Here is a 19,829-nt window from a genome sequence, read left to right on the forward strand (position 1 = left end):
ATCGGACGTCATGACGGCGCGCGACACGACACCAGGGGACCCGGCCCCCAGCTTTTCCGACCTGTTCACCCCAAAGCTGGTCACCGTCCTGCGAGAGGGTTATGGCCTGGGCGACCTGCGGGCGGATGCAGTCGCCGGCCTGACCGTGGCGATCGTGGCGCTGCCCCTGTCCATGGCGATCGCCATTGCCAGCGGCGTGACGCCGGACCGCGGCCTGTATACCGCCATTGTCGGCGGCTTCCTCGTCTCCGCACTGGGCGGCAGCCGGTTCCAGATCGGCGGCCCGGCCGGCGCGTTCATCGTGCTGGTGGCCCTGACGGTCGAGCGCCACGGCGTGGACGGCCTGGTCCTGGCCACGTTGCTGAGCGGCGTCATCCTGATGGCGGTCGGCCTGCTGCGGCTCGGCTCGTTCGTGAAGTACATCCCCTATCCGGTCACGGTGGGCTTCACGGCCGGCATTGCCGTCATCATCTTCGCCAGCCAGCTCAAGGACCTGCTGGGCCTGGACCTGGCGGGGAAGGAGCCGGGCCCCATCGTGCCCAAGGTGGAGGCCCTGGCCGCGGCCCTGCCCAGCCTGAACCTGGCGGCAGTCGGCATTGCCGCCATCGCCATCGGTGTGATCCTGACCCTGCGCCAGCTCAGGCCGCACTGGCCCAACCTGCTGGTGGCGGTGGTGCTTGCCTCGGCCCTGGCCTGGGCGTTCGGCCTGCCGGTGGAGACGATCGGCACGCGCTTCGGTGGCATCCCCGACACGCTGCCGGCGCCGCACCTGCCCGACCTGGATTGGGCCAAGGTCGTGGCTGTGCTGCCCGATGCCGCCAGCTTTGCGCTTCTGGGCGGGATCGAGAGCCTGCTGTCTGCTGTCGTCGCCGATTCGATGAGCGGCCGGCGGCATCGCTCGAACTGCGAACTGGTGGCGCAAGGGATCGCCAATATCGGCTCTGCCCTGTTCGGCGGCATCTGCGTCACCGGGACCATCGCCCGCACCGCGACCAACGTCCGCACCGGCGCCCGCGGACCCATTGCCGGCATGCTCCACGCGGCCTTCCTGTTGGCCTTCATGCTGGTGGCCGCACCGCTGGCCAGCTACATCCCGCTTTCGGCCCTGGCGGCGGTGCTGGCGGTCGTCGCCTTCAACATGGCCGAGCGGCACCAGATCGCGATCCTGCTGCGAACCTCCCGCGGGGATGCGGTCGTGCTGGTGGCGACGCTGCTCGTTACCGTATTCCGCGACCTGATCGAAGGAATCGTCGTCGGCTTCAGCCTGGGCGCCCTCCTGTTCATCCAGCGCATGGCGGGCGCGGCATCAGTCGAACAGGCCGACCGCGCGGATCTCCCGACCGATGGCAGCCGCACGCCCTATGACGCCCGTACGGCCGCGAAGCGCGATGTCGTGGTCAGCCGGATCAACGGCGCCTTCTTCTTCGGCTCGGCGGCCAGTGTCGCAACGGCGCTGGAGCGGATTGGCGACCGGCCGCGGCACTTCGTGATCGACGTGGGCGGCGTTGCCCTGATCGACTCGACCGCCGCCGCCACGATCGAGGGCTTCGCGCGCAAGGCCGCACGCCGCGGCGCCCGCGTCACCATCGCCGCGGCCAGCACCTCCGTCCGGCAGATGCTGGAGGCGCATGGCGTCCACCCGCCGCTGGCCGCCTTCGCCCCGGACGTGGAGACAGCATTGGCGGGGTAGGGGTGGGGCTGCCGTTGCACCGGACGCGTCTCGAAGCATCATTCCCACAGGCTGGGTCGGGCCGCCCTTCAGATGGTCACCCCGATCTGGCCCAGGCGCTTGGTCAGGAGCGGGTTCTCGCGGTAGTCGATGGGGACGACGACCAGCGAGGGCCCCTTGTGCGCGACGGCCCGCTGCAGGGCCGCCTTCAGGTCGGTCGACTTGCGCACGTATTCGCCTTCCCAGCCAAAGGCTTTTGCCAGGGCCAGCCAATCGGGATTGCCGAAGGAGAGGTCGGTGTGGGTGCCGAACTCGTTGTCCTGCTTCCAGGCGATCAGGCCATAGCCGCCGTCTTCCCACACCACCATCGTGATGTCGGCATTGAGGCGGCGGGCGGTCTCCATCTCCTGCACGTTCATCATGAAGTCGCCGTCTCCGGCCAGGCCCATGATCTTGCGATCCGGGTGCACCAGGTGCGCCGCGATCGCGCCGGGCAAGGGCAGGCCCATGGAGCAGAAGCCATTGGGAATCAGGCAGGTATTGGGCCGGTCGGCGGGGTAGTAGCGTGCCGTCCACATCTTGTGGGCCCCCACGCCGGACAGCAGGATGTCCCAAGGGCCCAGCACCTCGCGGATGTCCCACAACACCTTCTGCGGGCGGATCGCGCCCTCGGTGTCGTCGTCCTTGTGGGCGGCCATGTCCTCGATCATGCGGTTGCGCCATTTGCGCTGGCCGCTGAAGTCGTAGTCGGGCACGCCCTGCTTCTCGAAGCGCGCGCGCAGCATGCGCAGGGAATAGGCGATGTCGCCCACCACCTCGACCTCAGGATGGTAGTCGGCGTCGATCTCGGCGGGCAGGAAGTCGATGTCGATGACCTGCTTGGAGCGGGTGGGGTTCCACAGGCGCGGCGCGTATTCGACCAGGTCATAGCCAACCGTGATGACCAGGTCGGCCTCGTCGATGGCGTGGACGGCGTAGTCCTTCTGCTGCAGGCCCACCGTGAACAGGCAATAGTCGGCATCGCGGCCGACCGCGCCCTTGGCCATGAAGGTGTTGAGGACGCCGATGCCCGTTGCCTCGCACAGCAGGCGCAGCTGCTTGGTCGCACGCCTGCGGATGGCGCCGTTGCCGGCGATGATGATCGGCCGCTTGGCCGCCTTCAGCATCTCGAACGCGCTGTCCAGCACGCGCTCGCCGGCCAGTGGCCGGCGGAAGCGTCGCGGCTCCATGGGAACGGCCTCGGTATCGCGCTTGGCGATGTCCTCGGCCAGTTCGATCAGGACCGCACCCGGCTTTTCGGACCGGGCCAGGCGCACCGACTTGCGCACGATCTCCGGAATCGTGTCGGGATGGCGGATGTCGATCGCCCACTTGGTCACCGGGCGGAACATCTCCACCACGTCCATGACCTGGTGCGATTCCTTGTGTTGCCGCTTGGTCGCCCCCTGGCCCGTGATGACCAGCAGGGGGCAGCGGTCCATGTTGGCGTCGCCCACGCCCGTGATGAGGTTGGTGGCACCGGGCCCCAGCGTGCCCAGGCAGGCGGCGGGATTGCCAGTCAGGCGGCCATAGACCTCGGCCATGAAGGCCGCTCCCTGTTCGTGCCGGGTCAGCACGAAGCGGATCGGCGAGCCCCGCAGCGACATCATGAAGTCGGCATTCTCTTCGCCGGGGACGCCGAAAATGTGGGTGACGCCTTCCTTTTCCAGGCAGCGCACCAGCAGATCAGAGGCTTTCATCGTTCCTGCTCCTCCCAGTCAGGGGATCATGCGCTCCCGTTGCGCCCATGCCCAGGGATGGCCGTCACAGCTTGATGGCGGGCGGCCCACGCCATAGAAGTCGAAGCACAAGCGAAGGGAGGAACACGCTCATGGATATCGCAAAGGCCTATGACTTCACGGGCAAGGTGGTCTGCATCACCGGGGGCAGCCGCGGCCTGGGCCATGCGATGGCGCTGGGCTTTGCCCAGGCGGGCGCCAGCCTGGCCATTGCCAGCCGCAAGGTCGAGAGCTGTCACGAGACGGTGGCCGAGATCAATGCGCTGGGGCGCCAGGGGTCGGCCCATGCCTGCCATGTCGCGAAGTGGGACGACTGCAATCGCCTGTTCGAGGAAGTGATCGCGCGCTGGGGCCGTTGCGACGTCCTCATCAACAATGCCGGCATGTCGCCCATCGCGTCGTCGTCGCTGGAGACGAGCGAGGACCTCTACGACAAGGTGCTGGGCGTCAACCTGAAGGGGCCGTTCCGCCTGTCCGCCCTGTTCGGCTCGCAGATGGTGAAGGATGGCGGCGGCGCCATCATCAACATCTCGTCCATCGCGTCGATCCGGCCGACCCCGGACACCGCCCCCTATGCTGCGGCGAAGTCCGGCCTGAACGTCATCACCACGGCCTTTGCGATGGAGTACGGGCCCAGTGTGCGGGTCAACGGAATCATGTGCGGCCCCTTCATCACGGACGTGAGCAAGGCCTGGGTCCACACCGACGAGTTCAAGCAGCGCGCGGCGACCTATCCGTCCGGTCGGGCCGGCAATGCCGACGAGGTCGTGGGTGCGGCCCTCTACTTCGCCAGCCCCATTGCCAGCAGCTACACGACCGGCGTCATGCTGCCGATCGAGGGCGGCTCCTCATTCCCCAAGACCGGCCGCGGCTGACGCGGGCAATTCCCCTCCCGCCGCAAGGCGGTGGGGGAGGGCTCAGGCCGTGCGGCTCAGGCCGTGCGGCGCAGGACCAGAACGGTCAGGTCGTCCGCCTGCTCCGCCTGGGCCGCAAAGGCATCGACCGTCTGGACGACATGGGTGACGAGCGTGCTCGCGTCCTGGCCCGTGCAGGGGGCCAGCGCCTCCACCAGGCGATCCATGCCGAAATCCTCCATCGCGGCGTTGACGGCCTCCGTCACGCCGTCGGTGTAGAGGACGAGCGCGTCGTTGGGTTCGAGCAGGATCTCATCCGCGTCATAGTCGAGGTCGGGCATCATGCCCAGCGCCACGCCGCCGGTAAGGGGCAGGCGTTCCGGGCGGCCGCTGCGGCGGACCACGATGGGTGGATTGTGCCCGCCATTGGCATAGGCCAGGCGCCCGGTCTCCGGCTGATAGACGCCATAGAAGACGGTCACGAACATTTCGGCCGCGTTGTCGCGGGACAGGGCCTCGTTGCTCAGGCGCAGCGCGTCCGAGGGCTGGGCGCTGCGCTGGGCCAACTCGCGCAGGATGGTGCGGGCAACCGCCATGAACAGGGCGGCGGCAATGCCCTTGCCCGAAACGTCGGCGACGACGATGCCGATGGCCCCGCCCGGCAGCGCGAAGGTGTCGTAGAAGTCGCCCCCCACCTGCCGGGCGGGCCGCATCGTGCCGGCCAGCTCATAGCCCGGGCCGCTGGGCGGATCGGTCGGCAGGATCGACTGCTGGACCCGCGCCGCCATGGCCAGTTCCTGGCGCACGCGCGTCTCGAAGCGCTTCACCTCGGTGATGTCGGTGGTCAGAAGGACGCGGGCGCCATCCTCGGTCGTGCGTTCGCGCAGCAGGTGGAAGCTGCCGTCCGTGCTGGACAGTTCCAGGTCGGCCGTGTCGCCGCCCGGAGCCGCGGCGGGGCCATCCCAGCGCCCGCCGGAAGGCGGCTTCAGGACCGCCCGATCAACCGCCTGGCGCAGGCTGTCGCTCAGGCGGCTGCCTTCCAGCACGCGCGACTCGCTGCCCAGCATCTGGGCAAAGGCCTGATTCACATAGCGCAGGCGCCCGTCCGGTCCCGATACGGCGAACCCACCCGGCATCATTGCGCCCGCCAGGCCGATCGCGGCTTCCGCCCGCTGCCGGCGCTGCCGTTCCGCGCTGCCGCGCCGGATCACCACGACCAGGGCCGTGACGAGACCGCCCAGGACGAGCACCGCCAGGGCCGCCAGGGCCGCTTCCTGGACCACGGTGTCCCGGGCGCGGGCAACGATCCGCTCGCGCGAGACGGCCGCGACCAGACTGAGCGGCCAACCGTCAATGACGGTGCGCTGGACGATCCACTGGCCATCCTGGCCCGACAGCCGGATCGCACTGGCAGTCTGCACCCGCTCTGCCGCAGGTGCGTCGGCCGCCAGCAGGGGATCGCCGAACAGTTCGCGCCCCCGATCGTTGGCGCCTGCCACGACGGCACCGTCGGCATCGACGAACGCCAGCAGGAAGGTGCCCACCGTATTGAGTTCGACGAAGTTCCAGAACGGCCGCAGGTCGACAAGCGAGGAGAGGGCATAGGCGATCGTGCGGTCGGGCCGCGCGACGGGCAGCGTGACGACAAGGCTGGCACTGCGCGCCCGCATCGCCACCGGACCGGACAGGGAGTAGGTCACGCCGGCGAATGCCGCCTGGACCGCGGCGGCGTCGACGGGGAAATCGGCGGCCGGATTGGGACCGGACGTGGCCACGACCTTTCCTTGTGCATCGACCAGGAAAAGGCCGGGCTCTCCGCGGTTCAGCGCCGCCTCAAGCTCGACAAGGGAGCGTTCGATCCGGGCCGTGTCGGCACCGTCCGCCAGCAGGCGCTCGACTTGGCGCCCGGCGGCGATGGCGGTGCGCTGCTCGCTGCCCAGGAACAGTGCCCCCTGCTGGCTGCCCAGGTAGGCCAGGCTGTCCAGTGCACCCCGCACAGCCTGGGTCTCTCGCGTCAATGCCGCGGCCGTGCGCCAGGATATGGCCTGCCACGCCAGCGCCGCGATCAGGCCCAACACGACAAGCGCCAGCAACGGCCTGGACCAGCCCGGTCGTCGCGACTCCATCGGTTCGTGATCCAGCACCATCAACCCTGTCCTGGGGGCCAGGGGCTGAGCCTAGCGGGCCTGAGTGCGCGGACACCAGCCACACGCACCAGCCGACGCAAGGTCAGGGGGCGCACACCTCCGCCAGGACTTCCAGCAGTTCGGATGTCCGGAACGGCTTGTAGAGCGTGCGCGTCGCGCCATAAGCCTCGCTCAGGGGCAGGGCCAGCGGCGCCGGCATGGTCCGTCCGCCGCCCGACATGGTGACGATCGGCAGGCCTGGACGCTTGCTGTTCAGCTCTGCGACGAGGGCAAGTCCGTCGATCCCAGGCATGACGATATCCGTCAGGACCAGGTCGACCTTGTGCACCTCAAGCTGCTCAAGCGCCGCGGCGCCATGCTCGGCTTCGACCACGGTGTAGCCCGCGGTCGCGAGCGCCCGGCTGAGGCCACGGCGCACCGTGGCGTCGTCCTCAACCAGAAGGATCGTCGTCATGATCCAGTTCTCTCGAATCCTGGGGGAAGAGCGACCGCGCCACCAACTCGACCGCCCGCGCCGTTCCCAGCAGTTCGGCCGCCGACAACTGGGCCAGGGCCTGGGCCACGCCACCGAGCGGATCCTCGGCCAGCAGGCGCCGCCCGCCCTCGGTCAGCTCCAGGGGCCGGGCCCGCCGGTCTTCCAGGTCGACCGTCTGCCGCACCAGCTTCTTGCGCACCAGGGCCGCCATCGTCTGCGATGCGGCACCTTTCTCGGTCCGATGATGCTTGGCAAAGCCTGAAACGGTGCGGGCACCGGGATTGGTCCGCGCCAGATAGCGCAGCGCGTTCCACTGTGCCGGGTTCAGGCCGTTTGAGAAGCTTGCGCTGTGCATCGCGCGACCCAATTGCTCAAGCAACTCCGACACCGCCTGTGGCAGGGCGGTGGGTTGCGACACGATGTCACGTTGGTGGCGCATCAAGTGGGGATGAGTCGTCAGAGTTGCGGCGCGACGATTATCCGGGCCGGTTCCCGCAATGGCAAGCCTCCCGCATGCGATTTAGACTAAAAATCGTTCTGAACATGCTGCCACCCCGACCCGCATTCCGCTGCGGGACCGGTCAATGCTCCGCACGCGATCACTGTATTCCCACTAGGCACGTGTGACCAAGGTTGTTTTCCCTCTTCCGCGATGGTGCTGGGCAAGACCCGGCGCATGGGCTAGGCAGAATGGGAACGGCCACGCAAGATCGGCCGACCACAGGGGAGGCAGGGCGACGTGTTCGATTTCATCATCATCGGTGCGGGTTCTGCCGGGTGCGTGCTGGCCAACCGCCTGACGGCCAGTGGTCGTCATCGCGTCCTTCTGCTCGAGGCGGGGCCAAAGGACACCAATCCCTGGATCCACGTCCCGGTGGGCTATGCCCGGACCCTGGTCGATCCCAAGGTGAACTGGTGCTACGAGACCGAGCCCGAGCAGGGCAGCAACAACCGCCCGATCTTCTTTCCGCGCGGCCGCGTCCTGGGCGGCTCCAGTTCGATCAACGGCCTGCTCTACATCCGCGGCCAGGCCCGAGATTTCGATGTCTGGGCCCAGCTTGGCAATCGCGGCTGGAGCTATGACGACGTCCTGCCCTATTTCAAGAAGGCCGAGCACAACGAGCGCATCAAGGACGACCTGCACGGCAATGACGGGCCGCTCTGGGTCAGCGATCCCAGCGAGCGCCATCCGATCTCCGACGCCTTCATCACCGCGGGCGAGCAGATCGGCATTCCCCGCAACGACGACTGCAACGGCGCCTCGCAGGAGGGCATCGGATACTACCAGTTGACGGTCCGGAACGGCCGCCGCTGCAGCGCTGCCGTCGCCTATCTCAAGCCCGCGAGAAAGCGGCCCAACCTGGTGGTCGAGACCGGCGCCGTCGCCACCAGCCTGTTGCTGGAGGGGACCCGCGTGGTGGGCGTGACCTATCGCAAGGACGGGCACGAACAGGTCGCCAAGGCAGGGCGTGAGGTGATCCTGTCGGGCGGCGCCATCAACTCGCCCCAACTGCTGCAATTGTCGGGGATCGGCAATCCCGATGATCTCAAGCCCCTGGGCATCGACGTGAAGCACGCCCTGCCGGGCGTCGGGCGCAATCTGCAGGACCATTATGTCGTCAGCATGCAGTGGCGCGTGACCAAGCCGGTCACCATCAACGAGCGGACGCGCGGCCTGGCACTGGCGGCGGAAGTTGCCAAGTTCGTGACCATGCGGCGCGGCCTGCTGACGCTCAGCGCCGCCCACATCTATGCGTTCTGCCGGTCGCGCCCCGAACTGGAACAGCCCGACATCCAGTACCACATCCTGCCCGCCACGATAGACCCGACGGTCGAGGGGGCTATGGCGCTGGAACGCCTGCCCGGCATGACCGTCGCGCCCTGCCAGGTGCGGCCGGACAGCCGCGGCACGGTCATCCTGAAGTCAAGGGATCCCATCGCTGCCCCGGCGATCCGCCCCAACTTCCTGGGGGTAGAGACAGACCAGCAGGTGATCGTGGCTGGCCTGCGTATCGGCCGCCAGTTGGCGGAGGCGCCCGCCCTGGCACCCTGGCGCGGCCAGGAACTGCGTCCGGGCGCCGATGCCCGGACCGACGACGAACTGCTGGCCTATGCGCGCGAGACGGGCAGTACGATCTATCACCCGGTGGGGACGGCCAAGATGGGTACCGATCCGATGGCGGTCGTCGATCCCAGCCTTAAGGTCCACGGCCTGCACGGACTGCGGGTTGTCGACGCTTCGGTGATGCCGAACCTGGTCAGCGGCAACACGAACGCGGCCACGATCATGATCGGGGAAAAGGCCGCCGACATGATCCTGTCCAGCGCCGCCTGAGACGTCGGGCGGCACGGTCGCCGATCGGCCGTCAGGCTGCGCGGTCGGCCAGCACCAGGTCCTTGCGCTCCAGCCATTCGCGCAGGCGCAGGTTCACGGCCTCCGGCGCCTCCTGCTGCACCCAGTGGGAGACGCCGGGCAGGCGCCTCAGCGTGAAGTCCCGGACATAGGGCTCATAGCCCTCGGTCAGTTCCAGGCTCAAGGCTGCGTCCTGCTCTCCCCACACCATCAGGGTGGGCACCTCGATCAGCGGCCATGGCCCCTGGTCCTTGGAGAAGGCGCTGAAATTGGCGCGGTAGTAGTTGATCATGGCGGTCAATGCGCCGGGCTGTCGCGCATTCGCGCGATAATGCTCCAGAACCGGCTCGGGGAAGGCCGACTTGTCCACCGCCATGTCGCTGAACGCGCGGCCGATGGCGCGCGCGCCCTGCGCCCCCAGCATGACTTCGGGTAGCCAGGGCAACTGGAAGAACGCGACATACCAGGACTTGCGCCGCTGTTCCCACGAATGGCCGATGACGTGGCGGAAGATGGCCGGATGCGGCACGTTCATGATGACAAGGCCGTCCAGCGGGCGCACCTGGCGCAAGGCGAAGGCCCAGGCGATGACCGCGCCCCAGTCATGCGCAACCAGAAGGCGGCGACGGGCACCCAGCGCGTCAAAGATCGCCCCGGCGTCGGCCAGAAGGTGCTCGATGGCATAGGCGGCCTTGCCCTCAGGGCGGCTCGACTGGCCATAGCCGCGCAGGTCGGGCGCCACGGCATGCCAGCCAAGCTCAGCCAGCAACGGCAACTGGTGGCGCCAGGAATAGCGGCTTTCCGGAAAGCCGTGCAGGCACAGTGCGACGTCCGGGCCACGTCCGGCCTCGTCAATGGTGAAGTCCAGGCCATTGGCCTCGATCCGGCGCGTGCCGATCGTCGTCACCCTGCGTCTCCCCCTCGGCCGGCCGCATCCAAAACCGCGGCAATTCGCACACGGACCTCATCGGCCGTCAATAGCTCGGGGAAGTGGTCCCGCAGGGTGCCGTCGGGACCCAGAAGGTAGCTGATCGCCGTGTGCGGCATGGCATAGCCGTCGGGATCCTCGGCGTCCGGGCGACGCCTGGCAAACACCCGGAACGCCGATCGTGCCGCTGCCAGCTGTTCCGCGCTGCCGGTCAGGCCGGTAAAGCGCGGATGGGCTAAAAGATAGCGGCGCAGCACCGCCGCACTGTCGCGTGCGGGATCGACGGTGATGTAAAGGCCAGCGATCTGTGCCGCGTCCGGGCCCAGGCCATCCAGCGCTGCGTCCAGCTTTGCCAGGTTGCGCGGGCAGACGACGCGGCAATGGGTGAAGCCAAAGGCGACCAGCATGAACCGTCCGGCATAGTCCTGGTGTCCGACCGCCCGGCCATCATGGTCGACCAGGCTGAACCGTCCGGCGACCAGGGTCATTGCGGCGCGCCGAGCTGGATCCTGAGGGTGTGGAGCGACGGGCCGGGGCAGGTCAGCACCAGGTCGGCGCCGTCGGCCGTCACGGGGAGGGGACCGCTGCTGCTCCAGGTCCCATCGCTGCGGCCGGAGGCGACCTGATGCCCGTCGATGGTCATCTGCCATGCATGCCCCAGAACCCGGGCAATGCGGAGGCGGCCTGTGCCGCCGACGTCGGTCCGACGCTGCATGTCGACCACCAGCAGCTGACGCGGGACGTCGAAGAAGGCGCGCGTGATATCGACATCATCGGCAACCTCGGTCACCGCGGGCTCGGCAAAATGGTTGCGATCCCAGGGGCGGTTGTACAGGCCCCACAGGCCATCCGCGACGTTAAGGCGGGCATAGCCGAGCAGTACGTTGCCGGTATGCGGCTCCATCATCGTACGGTTGCCGAAGCCGTCATGCGCGGTGTCGTTGCGCGGATAGTAGAGGCCGCCAGCCGCCCAGCTGGGGCTCATATGGCGGTCTGCGTGACGGAGAAGTCCGTCCAGCGTCTCCTCGTCCCCCATTTCCGATGCCCAGGCGGCGATCCAGCCGAAATCGCAGTCGTCGGACACCACGGTCTGCCCCATGACGAGCGGGCGTTCAGGCGGCTCGATCGTCACCGTGCCGTCTGCCTTGCGGATCACGAGGTCTTCCAGCTGGCGCGGGTAGTGTGCGCGCACGAAATCGCGGTTCCACATGTTCATCAGGGTACCAGTCCAGGCGTCCACCCATATGGCCTTGCCCAGGTTCGGGCGGATCTCGCGCGGTTCCTCGGTCAGCATGATGTGATAGTGACCATTCGCGCCCACCCGGCCGAACTCGGCCCAGGCCGCCTCGTAGCCGCGCACGACCTCGGCCGCGCGGGTGCCGCCGCTCAGGATGTCATGCAGCCGAAAGCCCAGGATCGCGGGCTGGTTGCAGATCTGGAAGATGCAGTTCGGCTCGCAGGCGACGCCCAGGTGACCGCTCTCGACCATTTGCCAATAGATGTGTTCGTTCAGGCTGTTCTGGTCATAGGCAAACGTCTTCTCCGGCCCGCCCCAGAAGAACGACCAGTGCCTGAACGTCAGCGCGCCGGGTGCCGCGAATCGGTCGTCGTCGAACAGGACGTTGAACATCAGCGCCATCGACTGGACATACGCGCTGTACATGATGTTGTGGCGCACGACAGGGTCCCATTCCTCGTGCAGGCGGTCGACCAGATGCGCGTTGAAGACAGCGCCACCCCGGCTGACGTCACGCCAGTACAGCCACACCTCGGGCAGCAGGATCTTCTCGACCAGCCTGGCGAAGGCCGGCTTGAACACACCCGGTGCGGCGGGAAGGCGATGGCGATGGGTCAACGCCAGGGCATAGGCCATATAGGCCAGTTGGAACCGCAGGCTGCCGAAATCATCCTGTCCCGTGCTGCGGCCCTGCATCAGGGACCAATCATTGGGCAGGCGGCGCGCCAGGTTCTGGATATGGCGCAGGTGACCCAGTTGCAGGTGATCAAGGCCGGCCAGGGCCGGATCATCCATCGCCGTCCCGGCGGCCTGCAGGGTCATGCTCATCTGCCGTCCTCCCTCGCGGCTCTGCGGCCGCTGTCGTCAGCCTAGCACTCTGCCGGACACGACCGGCAGAGTGCGACGCTTTTGCGGGAGGTGGCGGGGTCAGTGGGCCAGGTGACGCGTGATCTCGGACGTCGGCATGCCCACCAGATCCTTGGGGATTTCCTGCGTGACGACGGCACAGACGGCGTCCGACAGCTCCTTGCGCAGGACGCCCAGCGCGCGCGGGGGCGCCACGACGACCAGGGACCGGATCTCGTGCTCGCGCACGGCGGCATCGATCGCCGCGGCAACGCGTGCCAGGAAGGCCTGTTCCTCCAGGTCGTGATAGTCGGTCTGCTCGACCCCGCTGCGGGCCGTGCCGTGCGACTGCTGAACACGTCCCGGACGGTCGCTGCCAAGCTCCGAAGTCTTGGCAGCCTGGTGGGCCATGACATCCACAGTCTGCAGGTCGCAGTTCACGGCGCTGCCCTCGTTGCGGAACGTCAGGGCCTTGGCCCCGTCGCAGACCAGGACCCAGCCATTGCGGGGGATCGTCACCGGCTCCATCACATACTCCTCTATTGTTGACCGAACTTGCCTTGCCAACGCATTGGCGCTGAAGCCGTTCCGTCTGCGTCCGGTCAGTTGGCTGGCGGGATCACGGTGCCCGATATCGGCTCCACCCAGAGCAGCTGGTCCGCCACGCTCCTGACGCCGGGCACATTCTCCGCCACGACACGCGCCGCCTTGCGCTCCTCGTCGTTGAAGACAGTACCCGTCAGGACGACCGCGCCCGCCTGCGCCCGGGCGGTGATGTAACGGGCCGATATCCAGGTCTGGCGCTCCAGTTCGGCAGCGATCGCCGTCTCGATCGCGCGGTCGTCGGCGGTCCCCGGCTCCGTGCCCGGCAGAGCCGCCGCCACCACCTTGAGCAGGTTCGCGCGGGAGACGATGCCGACGACCCTGCCGTCGTCCACCACCGGCAGCCGCTTCACCCCATGCTCCAGCATCAGATTGGCGACGACCTCAAGCGTCGTATCAGGAGCGATGGATATCACCTTTCCTGTCATGACATCGGCGACGCGGCGGCCGTGGTCATGGACATAGTCGGCAGCCTTGCGGGCAGGGCTCGCCAGGATGTCGCGCCACCAGGAACGGCGCTTTTCGCTCCCCAGTTCGCTGCGCCGCAGGAAGTCGCCTTCGGTCACCACGCCGACGAGCGCGCCCTGCGCATCCAGGACGACAAGGCCGCTGACCCGGTTGTCCAGCATCAGGCGCAGTGCGGTGGCGATCGACGTGTCGGGGGTCACGCCGAGGGCCGGCGAAGTCATGATCTGTTGGACGCGCATCGTGATCTCCCGCATCGGCCGGCAGAATCCTGCCCGCGTGGGTCGAGTGTCGGCTGCGACCTGCAGTGCCGACATTGATGCTCATCAACAGACGAACGGCCGCTCCCGTTCACACGCCCCCGTGCACAGTCGAGGGTGGAGGATCCTAGGGCGCGTCTGCCGGCACGTTCGCCTCCAGTTCCACCAGCCAGGGGGCCGGTGATCCATCCGACGGCGCGCGCCAGTCGCCGCGCGGCGAGAGCGAGCCGCCGGCCGTGATCTTGGGACCATTGGGCAGGGTTGACCGCTTGAACTGGCTGGTGAAGAACCGCCGCAGAAAGCTCTGAAGCCAATGGCGGATTTCGGGCAGGCTATAGGCCCGGCGGTCGTCTTGCGGCAAGTCGATGGGCCACGCCCCACGCGTCTCATTTCCCCAGGCATGAAGCGCCAGGAAGGCGATCTTCGACGGGCGAAAGCCGTGCCGCGTCAGGTAGTACAAGTTGAAGTCCTGCAGCGCATAGGGCCCGACGATGGCCTGGGTCGATTGCATCGGCTTCCCGTCGCTGGCCGGAACCAGTTCGGGAGATATCTCGGTGGCCAGGATGGCGTGCAGGATGCGTGCCGTCTCCGCGCTGACGTCCCCCGATCCGGCGACGAAGCGGATCAGGTGCTGGATCAACGTCTTGGGCACCGAGGCATTGACGTTGTAGTGGGACATGTGATCGCCCACGCCATAGGTGCACCAGCCGAGCGCCAACTCGGACAGGTCGCCAGTGCCAACGACAAGGCCGCCTTGGTGGTTCGCCAGGCGGAACAGGTAGTCGGTGCGCAGCCCCGCCTGGACATTCTCGAACGTAACGTCATAGGTGGGCTCGCCGTCGGCGAAGGGATGCTTCAGGTCGCCCAGCATCTGGCGCGCTGCCGGACGGATGTCGATCTCTTCCGCCGAGACGCCAAGCGCCGTCATCAGGGCCCAGGCGTTGGCCTTCGTCCCTTCCGACGTTGCAAAGCCGGGGAGCGTGTAGGCAAGGACATTGCGCCGGTCGAGGCCAAGCTGGTCCATGGCCCGCACCGCCACGATCAATGCCTGTGTCGAGTCGAGGCCGCCCGACACCCCGATCACGGCCTTCTTCAGTCCGGTTGCCTGGAGCCGCCGCGCCAACCCCTGGACCTGGATGTTGTACGCCTCGTAGCAGTCCGTGCGCAGGCGCGTCGCGTCGGAGGGCACGAAGGGAAAGCGCTCCACAGCGCGGTCCAGCGGGACATCCGCCGTTGGCGCGTCCAGCGCAAAGGCTACGGTGCGAAAGGCCGGCCCGCGTTCGCCCTCGATCTGCACGCAATCCCCGAACGTATTGGTGCGCATGCGTTCCTGGCGCAGACGGCCCAGGTCGATATCGGCCCGGACCATCGTCGAGCCGGCGGGAAAGCGTTCGCTCTCGGCCAGCATCGTGCCGCCCTCGAAGATCGCGGCATGGCCGTCCCAGGCCAGGTCCGTGGTGGATTCACCAGGGCCCGCGGCGGAGTACGCATAGGCGGACAGCGTGCGCGCGGAATGGCTGGCGCAGAGCAGGCGGCGGTGGTCGGCCTTGCCGATCGTGATGTTGCTGGCCGACAGGTTCAGCAGCACCTCCGCGCCCGCAAGCGCCGCGCGCGTCGACGGCGGCAGAGGGACCCAGATGTCCTCGCAGATTTCGACGTGCATCGTGAAGGGGACGGTTCCGATGGAGCGGAACAGCAGGTCGATGCCGAAGGGGGCATCCTGGCCCGCCAGCTCGATGCTGCGGTTGACGATCCTGGCGCCGGTCGTGAAGTGGCGGCGCTCATAGAACTCGCGGTAGTTCGGCAGATAGACCTTGGGCACCACACCCAGGATTCTTCCCCGGTGGAGTACGATCGCCGTGTTGTAGAGCGCCCCCCGGACGCGCAGCGGCGCCCCCACGACCAGCACCGGGTCAAGCGCTCGCGATGCGTCCGCCAACTGGGCCAGCGCCCGCTCCACGGCGTCCAGCAGGGCGTCCTGGAACAGCAGGTCGTCGATCGCATAGGACGACAGGCCAAGTTCCGGGAACAGCATGACCGCCGTGCCCGCCGCATGCCCGGCCTCTGCCAATTCTAGCGTGCGGGCCAGTGCGAAGTCTGGCTCCGCCACCCGTGCAGCCGGCACGCATGCCGCCAGGCGCAGGAATTCGTGGCTGTAGAGGCTGTGGAAACTGCCCATCACCGGTCACCCAGGTACTTAGTTTCAAATTGAGTATAACCACCTTAGCCCGCTGCGGTAAGCGACATTCAGCGCGCCGTGTGACTGCCGCTGCACATCAGGCAGCCGGTGCGGAACCTCGATAAGGGGGTTTGCCCTTTGTGCAACCGGAAGTGCCCACGTACCGTTGTCGCAGAGGAAACACCTGACCGTGAACGCGGCAGGCGATCGGCGACGAACCGCCGAAGCCCAGTCTGGAGAGCGACATATGGCGTTTCGATCGAGCCTGTCTGCCGGGGCATTGAATGCGCACTATGATGGCGAGTATACGCCGCGCATGCTGGAATGGCGCCGCCTGGGAGCCATCGACAAGGTTCGCAACCTGGTCGAGCTCATGGGCCCGCGCCTGGCCAACGTGCGAAGCGTCCTCGATGTCGGCTGCGGGACGGGTGCCGTCCTGTCCGAGCTGAAGCGGGCAGTGCCGCACCTTCAGCAGGCCGTTGGCGTCGACTTGGCCGATCCCGACGCCCACCGCGACCCGGCCGCGGCAGCCATGGATCTTCGCGCCTATGACGGGCGCGTCCTGCCGTTCGAGGACAACGCGTTCGACTTCGTCTATGCCAGCCATGTGCTTGAGCACGTGCCTGACGAGCGTGGGTTCCTGAGGGAACTGCGGCGCGTCGCACGAACCTGGATCTTTCTGGAAGTCCCGTGCGAGATCAACCTGCGGACCAATCAGGTGAGATTGCAGAAGACACTCAATATCGGACACATCAATTCATACACACCGGATACCTTTGCCTTGACGCTTGAGACCTCCGAATTGCCGATAGATGGCATGGAGATTTTCGATCACAGTGTGGAGATCCACCGGTTCAATCGGCAAGCGCTCAAGGCCTATGCAGTCATCGCCTTGCGGCGAGGGCTCCTGTCGCTCAGCCCCCAGGTTGCGGCCAAACTCATGACCTATCATTGCGGCGCGGTGTGTCGCTCCGGCGACTGAGGCGGTGATGGCCGAGGCGGCCAAGGCGCTTCCCCGCCCATTGAGGTGCGGGAGGGCTTGGCTGGGGCGGGAGGGTTCGAACCTCCGAATGCCGGAATCAAAATCCGGTGCCTTACCACTTGGCGACGCCCCAACGTCGGAAGCGGCGGGACCTTAGTCGTTGGGGCCGCGTGGCGCAACATGGGCGACCAAGGCTGCGGCGAAGGGCTGCCTCAGGAGCCCGCGCCCGCCGCGTCGACCTTTGCCTTGACCAGGTCGAAGAGTTGCTGGGCTCCGAAATCGGTCAGTTCCTGGCCATTGACGAAGAAGGTCGGCGTGGCCCGCACGCCGACGGTCCGAAGATCGGCCTTGTCCTGCTCCAGAACTGCGGTGATCGCGGCGCTGCCGCCATCGGCGCGCGCGCGGACGAGGTCCAGGCCGGCGCGCTCTGCCGCCTGCCACGCCAGGGCCAGATTCGGGGCGCCATGGTTCGCCCATTGCGGCTGGCTCTCGAACAGGGCCTCAAGGACGGGCTCGAAGCGATTCTGCAGGCGGGCCGCCTCCAGCAGGCGCACAGCCTGGTCCGAGCCCTGGTGCAGCGCGGCATAGCGCACGACGACCCTGACCTTCGTCGGGAAGGTCGCCATGATCTGCTTCACGATGGGGTGAAAGGCGCGGCACGCCTCGCACGCCGGATCCAGGAACTCGACAATCGTCACGGGAGCGGCCACGGGACCCAGGACAACGGCGTGCGGACGCACCAGCACCTCCTCGGTCACGCTCGCACCCGGGCGCAGGCGGTCGGCAAAGAAGAACGCGCCACCGAACAGGACGACGGCAAGGACCGCCGTGGCGATGACGAGGAAGCGGCGGTTCATGTGGATGATTTCTCCCGAGAGAGGTGGTTGCCATACGCAAGGAAGAGGGCGATGGCAAGGAAGGCCGCCAGGGCGAGGAAGGGCAGGGGCATCCCGCCGAGGATGGTCATGTCGCTGCCGGAGCAGGATGGTCCGCCGACCGAGCAGGGCTGGATCGCTTCGGGCACGATCCCCGCATAGACCAGGCTGTGGAACCCGGAGACGAGGCCGCCGCCACACGCCAGCACGATGCCATAGACCGGGCCAGACGAATCACCGCGGAAGCAGGCAAGCCCCAGGATGATCGCCAAAGGGAACATGAAGGCGCGTTGGAACCAGCACAGGGTGCAGGGGGCCTGACCCATCACCTCGCCGACGAACAGCACGGCGAGTGACGCAAGGAGTGCTACCAGCCAGGCGAGGAACACCCAGGGCCAGCCGGGGGCCAGGGGTTTCGCAGACGGGCGCGGGGGGACTGGAGCGGTCGGCATGGCCGCGTGTCGGAGCCTCCGGACAAGGTCGGACGCAGATGCTGAAGGCTACAGCGGCTTCAGGGTCAAGAGCCTTCCGCGCCCGCATGCCCCAGGTGCAGGAGCGCCATGGACAGGGCGGCCACATTGCTCGTCACGCCGACTTCTCCGCCCGCAAGCGCGCGTCGCAATTCGGATTGCGTGAAGAAGACCAGGTCCGCCTCCTCCAGGTCGCCGGAACAGGGCTCGGCGACGGGGCGCGCTCCACGTGCCAGGAACACCGTGCAGCGCGAGCCGCGGGCATTGGCCATGTCGATGCTGGAGAAGACCTGCGTCCAGGTGTCGGCCTCCAGCCCGGTCTCCTCCAGCAGTTCGCGGCACGCACCCTCCAGCGCGTCCTCCCCCGGTTCCAGTCCACCACCCGGCAGTGTCAGGGTGACGGCGCCGACACCGTGGCGGTACTGGCGCAGCAGGGCGACGCGCCCGGCCGGGTCGAGCGCGACAATCAGGGCATAATCGCGGCAGACCAGGTGGTGATAGTCCTCGACCACGCGTCCGCCAGGAAGCTCAAGACGCTCCAGCCAGACCTCGATCCACGGCGAGGAATCGAGCACTCGGCGGCGATCCAGGACACGCCACAGCGGCGTCATCGGCTCCCCTGACATGGCGGCTTCAGGCTTCGAGGGCGACAATGGGGGGCCGCCCGGCCAGGACCTGGATCCGACGGTGCAGATCGTCCATGTAGCGATCGCGCACGCCGATCCGCGCCAGCGCCTCGATCGACTTCTCCAGGTATTCGCGACAGGTGCCGATACGCCCGCATGCGGCGGCCAGGGTGCCGGCAGTGGCATCCGGGCACATGCGACCGGCATAGCGCTCATGGCTACGATTGATCGTGAACGTGACGGCGCGAAGGGCGCCCTGGGCACTTCCCAGGGTTACCCAGCGGGGGCGATAGGCGCCGCTCAGCATCTCGCGGAGCCAGACGATGTTCATCTCCTCCCGCACCTTGGAGGCCTCTATTCGGAAAGCGATGCCATGGCAGCGGCCGCCGGGCTCGAGCGCCAGCGTGAGGCCCGGCTGCTCCGGTGTTCCACGGCCCAGGGGCGTCCACAGGCAGAAGCGGCGGTGGAACCCGTGCAGCAGGGCCGGGCGTTCCTCGACATGGTGGAACGCTGGGTTCCACATGAGCGAGCCATAGCCGAAGAGCCAGATGTCCTCCCCCGCTGGGAGCTCGGCGAGGATCCTGTCCAGAGAGGCGGCACGCTCCTCGGGAGTCAGGAACCGATAGGCGCCGGTCGGGGCAACCTCCCGGATCAGATCCTGCAGCCTTGCCTCGGTCAGGTCCTCGCGCTTCAGGCTCATGTCGGGTTGGGCGCCTCCGCCTCGGGCGGGGCCGTCCCGGCCTCGGCGGCCGGCTCGAACTCGGGCGGCTGGGGCGCCTGGGGCACGATGGCGGGCCCGGATGCCGCGACGGGGTTCAACTGCGCTTCCAGTGCGGCCAGGCGGGCCGAGAGCGCCTCGTTCTCCTCGCGTGCCTGGATGGCCATGGCGCGCACGACCTCGAACTCCTCGCGCGGGACCAGATCCAATTGAGCGGCAAGGCGCTCCATGCGCGCCTTGACCAGCGTGTCCACCTCTCCCTTGGCGCCCTTGATGGCACCCAGAGCGCCCGTGGCAAGCTTTGCGAGGTCGTCCATGAGGCGATTGTCGGTTTGCATGGCACAAGTCCTGTCGTATCGCCGGG

At 67.6% G+C, this 19,829-nt stretch carries 19 protein-coding genes and 1 tRNA gene; 4 read left to right on the forward strand and 16 right to left on the reverse strand.

Features of this window, described 5'->3' with window-relative positions; all coding sequences use genetic code 11:
• The first annotated feature begins 10 nt into the window (after positions 1-10).
• Positions 11-1,690, forward strand: coding sequence for a SulP family inorganic anion transporter (locus ACI6GS_RS14840; RefSeq protein ID WP_439814230.1), 1,680 nt, complete (start codon positions 11-13; stop codon positions 1,688-1,690).
• Between the two features lie 68 nt (positions 1,691-1,758).
• On the opposite strand, the gene ACI6GS_RS14845 is transcribed toward ACI6GS_RS14840, so the two are convergent.
• Positions 1,759-3,408: an acetolactate synthase large subunit gene (locus tag ACI6GS_RS14845; RefSeq protein WP_439814231.1), complete on the reverse strand. Its 1,650-nt coding sequence runs from the start codon at positions 3,406-3,408 to the stop codon at positions 1,759-1,761.
• Positions 3,409-3,539: 131 nt separating this feature from the next.
• Between ACI6GS_RS14845 and ACI6GS_RS14850 the strand changes: the two genes are divergently transcribed.
• Entirely contained in the window at positions 3,540-4,322 is a 783-nt protein-coding gene (locus ACI6GS_RS14850; protein ID WP_439814232.1) for an SDR family NAD(P)-dependent oxidoreductase, read from the forward strand.
• A gap of 56 nt (positions 4,323-4,378) precedes the next feature.
• Here ACI6GS_RS14850 and ACI6GS_RS14855 read toward each other — a convergent pair whose 3' ends face one another.
• The 3 genes from ACI6GS_RS14855 to ACI6GS_RS14865 form a co-directional block, all read right to left on the reverse strand.
• A complete protein-coding gene (locus ACI6GS_RS14855) occupies positions 4,379-6,427 on the reverse strand; it encodes a SpoIIE family protein phosphatase (protein WP_439814233.1) in 2,049 nt (682 codons plus the stop codon).
• Positions 6,428-6,530: 103 nt separating this feature from the next.
• On the reverse strand, positions 6,531-6,902 hold the full coding sequence (locus tag ACI6GS_RS14860; protein WP_439814234.1) for a response regulator: 372 nt from the start codon (positions 6,900-6,902) through the stop codon (positions 6,531-6,533).
• On the reverse strand, positions 6,880-7,341 hold the full coding sequence (locus ACI6GS_RS14865; protein ID WP_439814235.1) for a MarR family winged helix-turn-helix transcriptional regulator: 462 nt from the start codon (positions 7,339-7,341) through the stop codon (positions 6,880-6,882). The genes ACI6GS_RS14860 and ACI6GS_RS14865 overlap by 23 nt, the downstream gene beginning before the upstream one ends.
• A 321-nt stretch (positions 7,342-7,662) precedes the next feature.
• Between ACI6GS_RS14865 and ACI6GS_RS14870 the strand changes: the two genes are divergently transcribed.
• A complete protein-coding gene (locus ACI6GS_RS14870) occupies positions 7,663-9,258 on the forward strand; it encodes a GMC family oxidoreductase (RefSeq protein ID WP_439814236.1) in 1,596 nt (531 codons plus the stop codon).
• A 31-nt stretch (positions 9,259-9,289) separates the two neighbouring features.
• Here the strand turns inward: ACI6GS_RS14870 and ACI6GS_RS14875 are convergent, their stop codons facing one another.
• From ACI6GS_RS14875 to ACI6GS_RS14900, 6 genes are all read right to left on the reverse strand, one after another.
• Positions 9,290-10,183 (reverse strand): alpha/beta fold hydrolase, encoded by an 894-nt coding sequence (locus tag ACI6GS_RS14875; protein ID WP_439814237.1) that lies wholly within the window; start codon positions 10,181-10,183, stop codon positions 9,290-9,292.
• Positions 10,180-10,692: an SCO family protein gene (locus ACI6GS_RS14880; protein WP_439814238.1), complete on the reverse strand. Its 513-nt coding sequence runs from the start codon at positions 10,690-10,692 to the stop codon at positions 10,180-10,182. Before ACI6GS_RS14880 ends, ACI6GS_RS14875 begins: the two co-directional genes overlap by 4 nt.
• Positions 10,689-12,269 (reverse strand): hypothetical protein, encoded by a 1,581-nt coding sequence (locus tag ACI6GS_RS14885; RefSeq protein WP_439814239.1) that lies wholly within the window; start codon positions 12,267-12,269, stop codon positions 10,689-10,691. Before ACI6GS_RS14885 ends, ACI6GS_RS14880 begins: the two co-directional genes overlap by 4 nt.
• Before the next feature lie 99 nt (positions 12,270-12,368).
• On the reverse strand, positions 12,369-12,815 hold the full coding sequence (locus ACI6GS_RS14890; protein WP_439814240.1) for a host attachment protein: 447 nt from the start codon (positions 12,813-12,815) through the stop codon (positions 12,369-12,371).
• A 74-nt stretch (positions 12,816-12,889) separates the two neighbouring features.
• The gene (locus ACI6GS_RS14895; protein WP_439814241.1) at positions 12,890-13,597 is read right to left on the reverse strand and encodes a CBS domain-containing protein; all 708 of its coding nucleotides are present in this window, start codon (positions 13,595-13,597) and stop codon (positions 12,890-12,892) included.
• Between the two features lie 145 nt (positions 13,598-13,742).
• Positions 13,743-15,794 carry an NAD(+) synthase gene (locus ACI6GS_RS14900; RefSeq protein WP_439814242.1) on the reverse strand — a complete coding sequence of 684 codons (2,052 nt, stop codon included), beginning with the start codon at positions 15,792-15,794 and terminating at the stop codon, positions 13,743-13,745.
• Positions 15,795-16,041: 247 nt separating this feature from the next.
• On the opposite strand from ACI6GS_RS14900, the gene ACI6GS_RS14905 reads away from it, so the two are divergent.
• Positions 16,042-16,776, forward strand: coding sequence for a class I SAM-dependent methyltransferase (locus ACI6GS_RS14905; RefSeq protein ID WP_439814243.1), 735 nt, complete (start codon positions 16,042-16,044; stop codon positions 16,774-16,776).
• 58 nt (positions 16,777-16,834) lie between these two features.
• On the opposite strand, the gene ACI6GS_RS14910 is transcribed toward ACI6GS_RS14905, so the two are convergent.
• From ACI6GS_RS14910 to ACI6GS_RS14935, 6 genes are all read right to left on the reverse strand, one after another.
• A tRNA-Gln gene (locus ACI6GS_RS14910) sits at positions 16,835-16,909 on the reverse strand.
• A 79-nt stretch (positions 16,910-16,988) separates the two neighbouring features.
• Positions 16,989-17,633, reverse strand: coding sequence for a DsbA family protein (locus ACI6GS_RS14915; RefSeq protein ID WP_439814244.1), 645 nt, complete (start codon positions 17,631-17,633; stop codon positions 16,989-16,991).
• Positions 17,630-18,040: a disulfide bond formation protein B gene (locus ACI6GS_RS14920; protein ID WP_439814245.1), complete on the reverse strand. Its 411-nt coding sequence runs from the start codon at positions 18,038-18,040 to the stop codon at positions 17,630-17,632. The genes ACI6GS_RS14915 and ACI6GS_RS14920 overlap by 4 nt, the downstream gene beginning before the upstream one ends.
• A 128-nt stretch (positions 18,041-18,168) precedes the next feature.
• Entirely contained in the window at positions 18,169-18,732 is a 564-nt protein-coding gene (locus ACI6GS_RS14925; protein ID WP_439814246.1) for an NUDIX hydrolase, read from the reverse strand.
• Between the two features lie 22 nt (positions 18,733-18,754).
• Positions 18,755-19,447, reverse strand: coding sequence for a gamma-glutamylcyclotransferase (locus ACI6GS_RS14930; RefSeq protein WP_439814247.1), 693 nt, complete (start codon positions 19,445-19,447; stop codon positions 18,755-18,757).
• Complete coding sequence (locus ACI6GS_RS14935; RefSeq protein WP_439814248.1) at positions 19,444-19,782, reverse strand: accessory factor UbiK family protein; 339 nt, start codon at positions 19,780-19,782, stop codon at positions 19,444-19,446. The genes ACI6GS_RS14930 and ACI6GS_RS14935 overlap by 4 nt, the downstream gene beginning before the upstream one ends.
• Between the last annotated feature and the right edge of the window lie 47 nt (positions 19,783-19,829).

The sequence above is a fragment of the Zavarzinia sp. CC-PAN008 genome (assembly GCF_051903925.1).
Lineage (GTDB): Bacteria > Pseudomonadota > Alphaproteobacteria > Zavarziniales > Zavarziniaceae.

Coding starts and splice junctions, on each gene's coding strand:
- ACI6GS_RS14840 (WP_439814230.1), top strand. CDS start 11: ATGACGGCGCGCGACACGACACCAGGGGACCCGGCCCCCAGCTTTTCC.
- ACI6GS_RS14845 (WP_439814231.1), bottom strand. CDS start 3,408: ATGAAAGCCTCTGATCTGCTGGTGCGCTGCCTGGAAAAGGAAGGCGTC.
- ACI6GS_RS14850 (WP_439814232.1), top strand. CDS start 3,540: ATGGATATCGCAAAGGCCTATGACTTCACGGGCAAGGTGGTCTGCATC.
- ACI6GS_RS14855 (WP_439814233.1), bottom strand. CDS start 6,427: ATGGAGTCGCGACGACCGGGCTGGTCCAGGCCGTTGCTGGCGCTTGTC.
- ACI6GS_RS14860 (WP_439814234.1), bottom strand. CDS start 6,902: ATGACGACGATCCTTCTGGTTGAGGACGACGCCACGGTGCGCCGTGGC.
- ACI6GS_RS14880 (WP_439814238.1), bottom strand. CDS start 10,692: ATGACCCTGGTCGCCGGACGGTTCAGCCTGGTCGACCATGATGGCCGG.
- ACI6GS_RS14885 (WP_439814239.1), bottom strand. CDS start 12,269: ATGAGCATGACCCTGCAGGCCGCCGGGACGGCGATGGATGATCCGGCC.
- ACI6GS_RS14890 (WP_439814240.1), bottom strand. CDS start 12,815: ATGGAGCCGGTGACGATCCCCCGCAATGGCTGGGTCCTGGTCTGCGAC.
- ACI6GS_RS14895 (WP_439814241.1), bottom strand. CDS start 13,597: ATGCGCGTCCAACAGATCATGACTTCGCCGGCCCTCGGCGTGACCCCC.
- ACI6GS_RS14900 (WP_439814242.1), bottom strand. CDS start 15,794: ATGGGCAGTTTCCACAGCCTCTACAGCCACGAATTCCTGCGCCTGGCG.
- ACI6GS_RS14905 (WP_439814243.1), top strand. CDS start 16,042: ATGGCGTTTCGATCGAGCCTGTCTGCCGGGGCATTGAATGCGCACTAT.
- ACI6GS_RS14915 (WP_439814244.1), bottom strand. CDS start 17,633: ATGAACCGCCGCTTCCTCGTCATCGCCACGGCGGTCCTTGCCGTCGTC.
- ACI6GS_RS14925 (WP_439814246.1), bottom strand. CDS start 18,732: ATGACGCCGCTGTGGCGTGTCCTGGATCGCCGCCGAGTGCTCGATTCC.
- ACI6GS_RS14930 (WP_439814247.1), bottom strand. CDS start 19,447: ATGAGCCTGAAGCGCGAGGACCTGACCGAGGCAAGGCTGCAGGATCTG.
- ACI6GS_RS14935 (WP_439814248.1), bottom strand. CDS start 19,782: ATGGACGACCTCGCAAAGCTTGCCACGGGCGCTCTGGGTGCCATCAAG.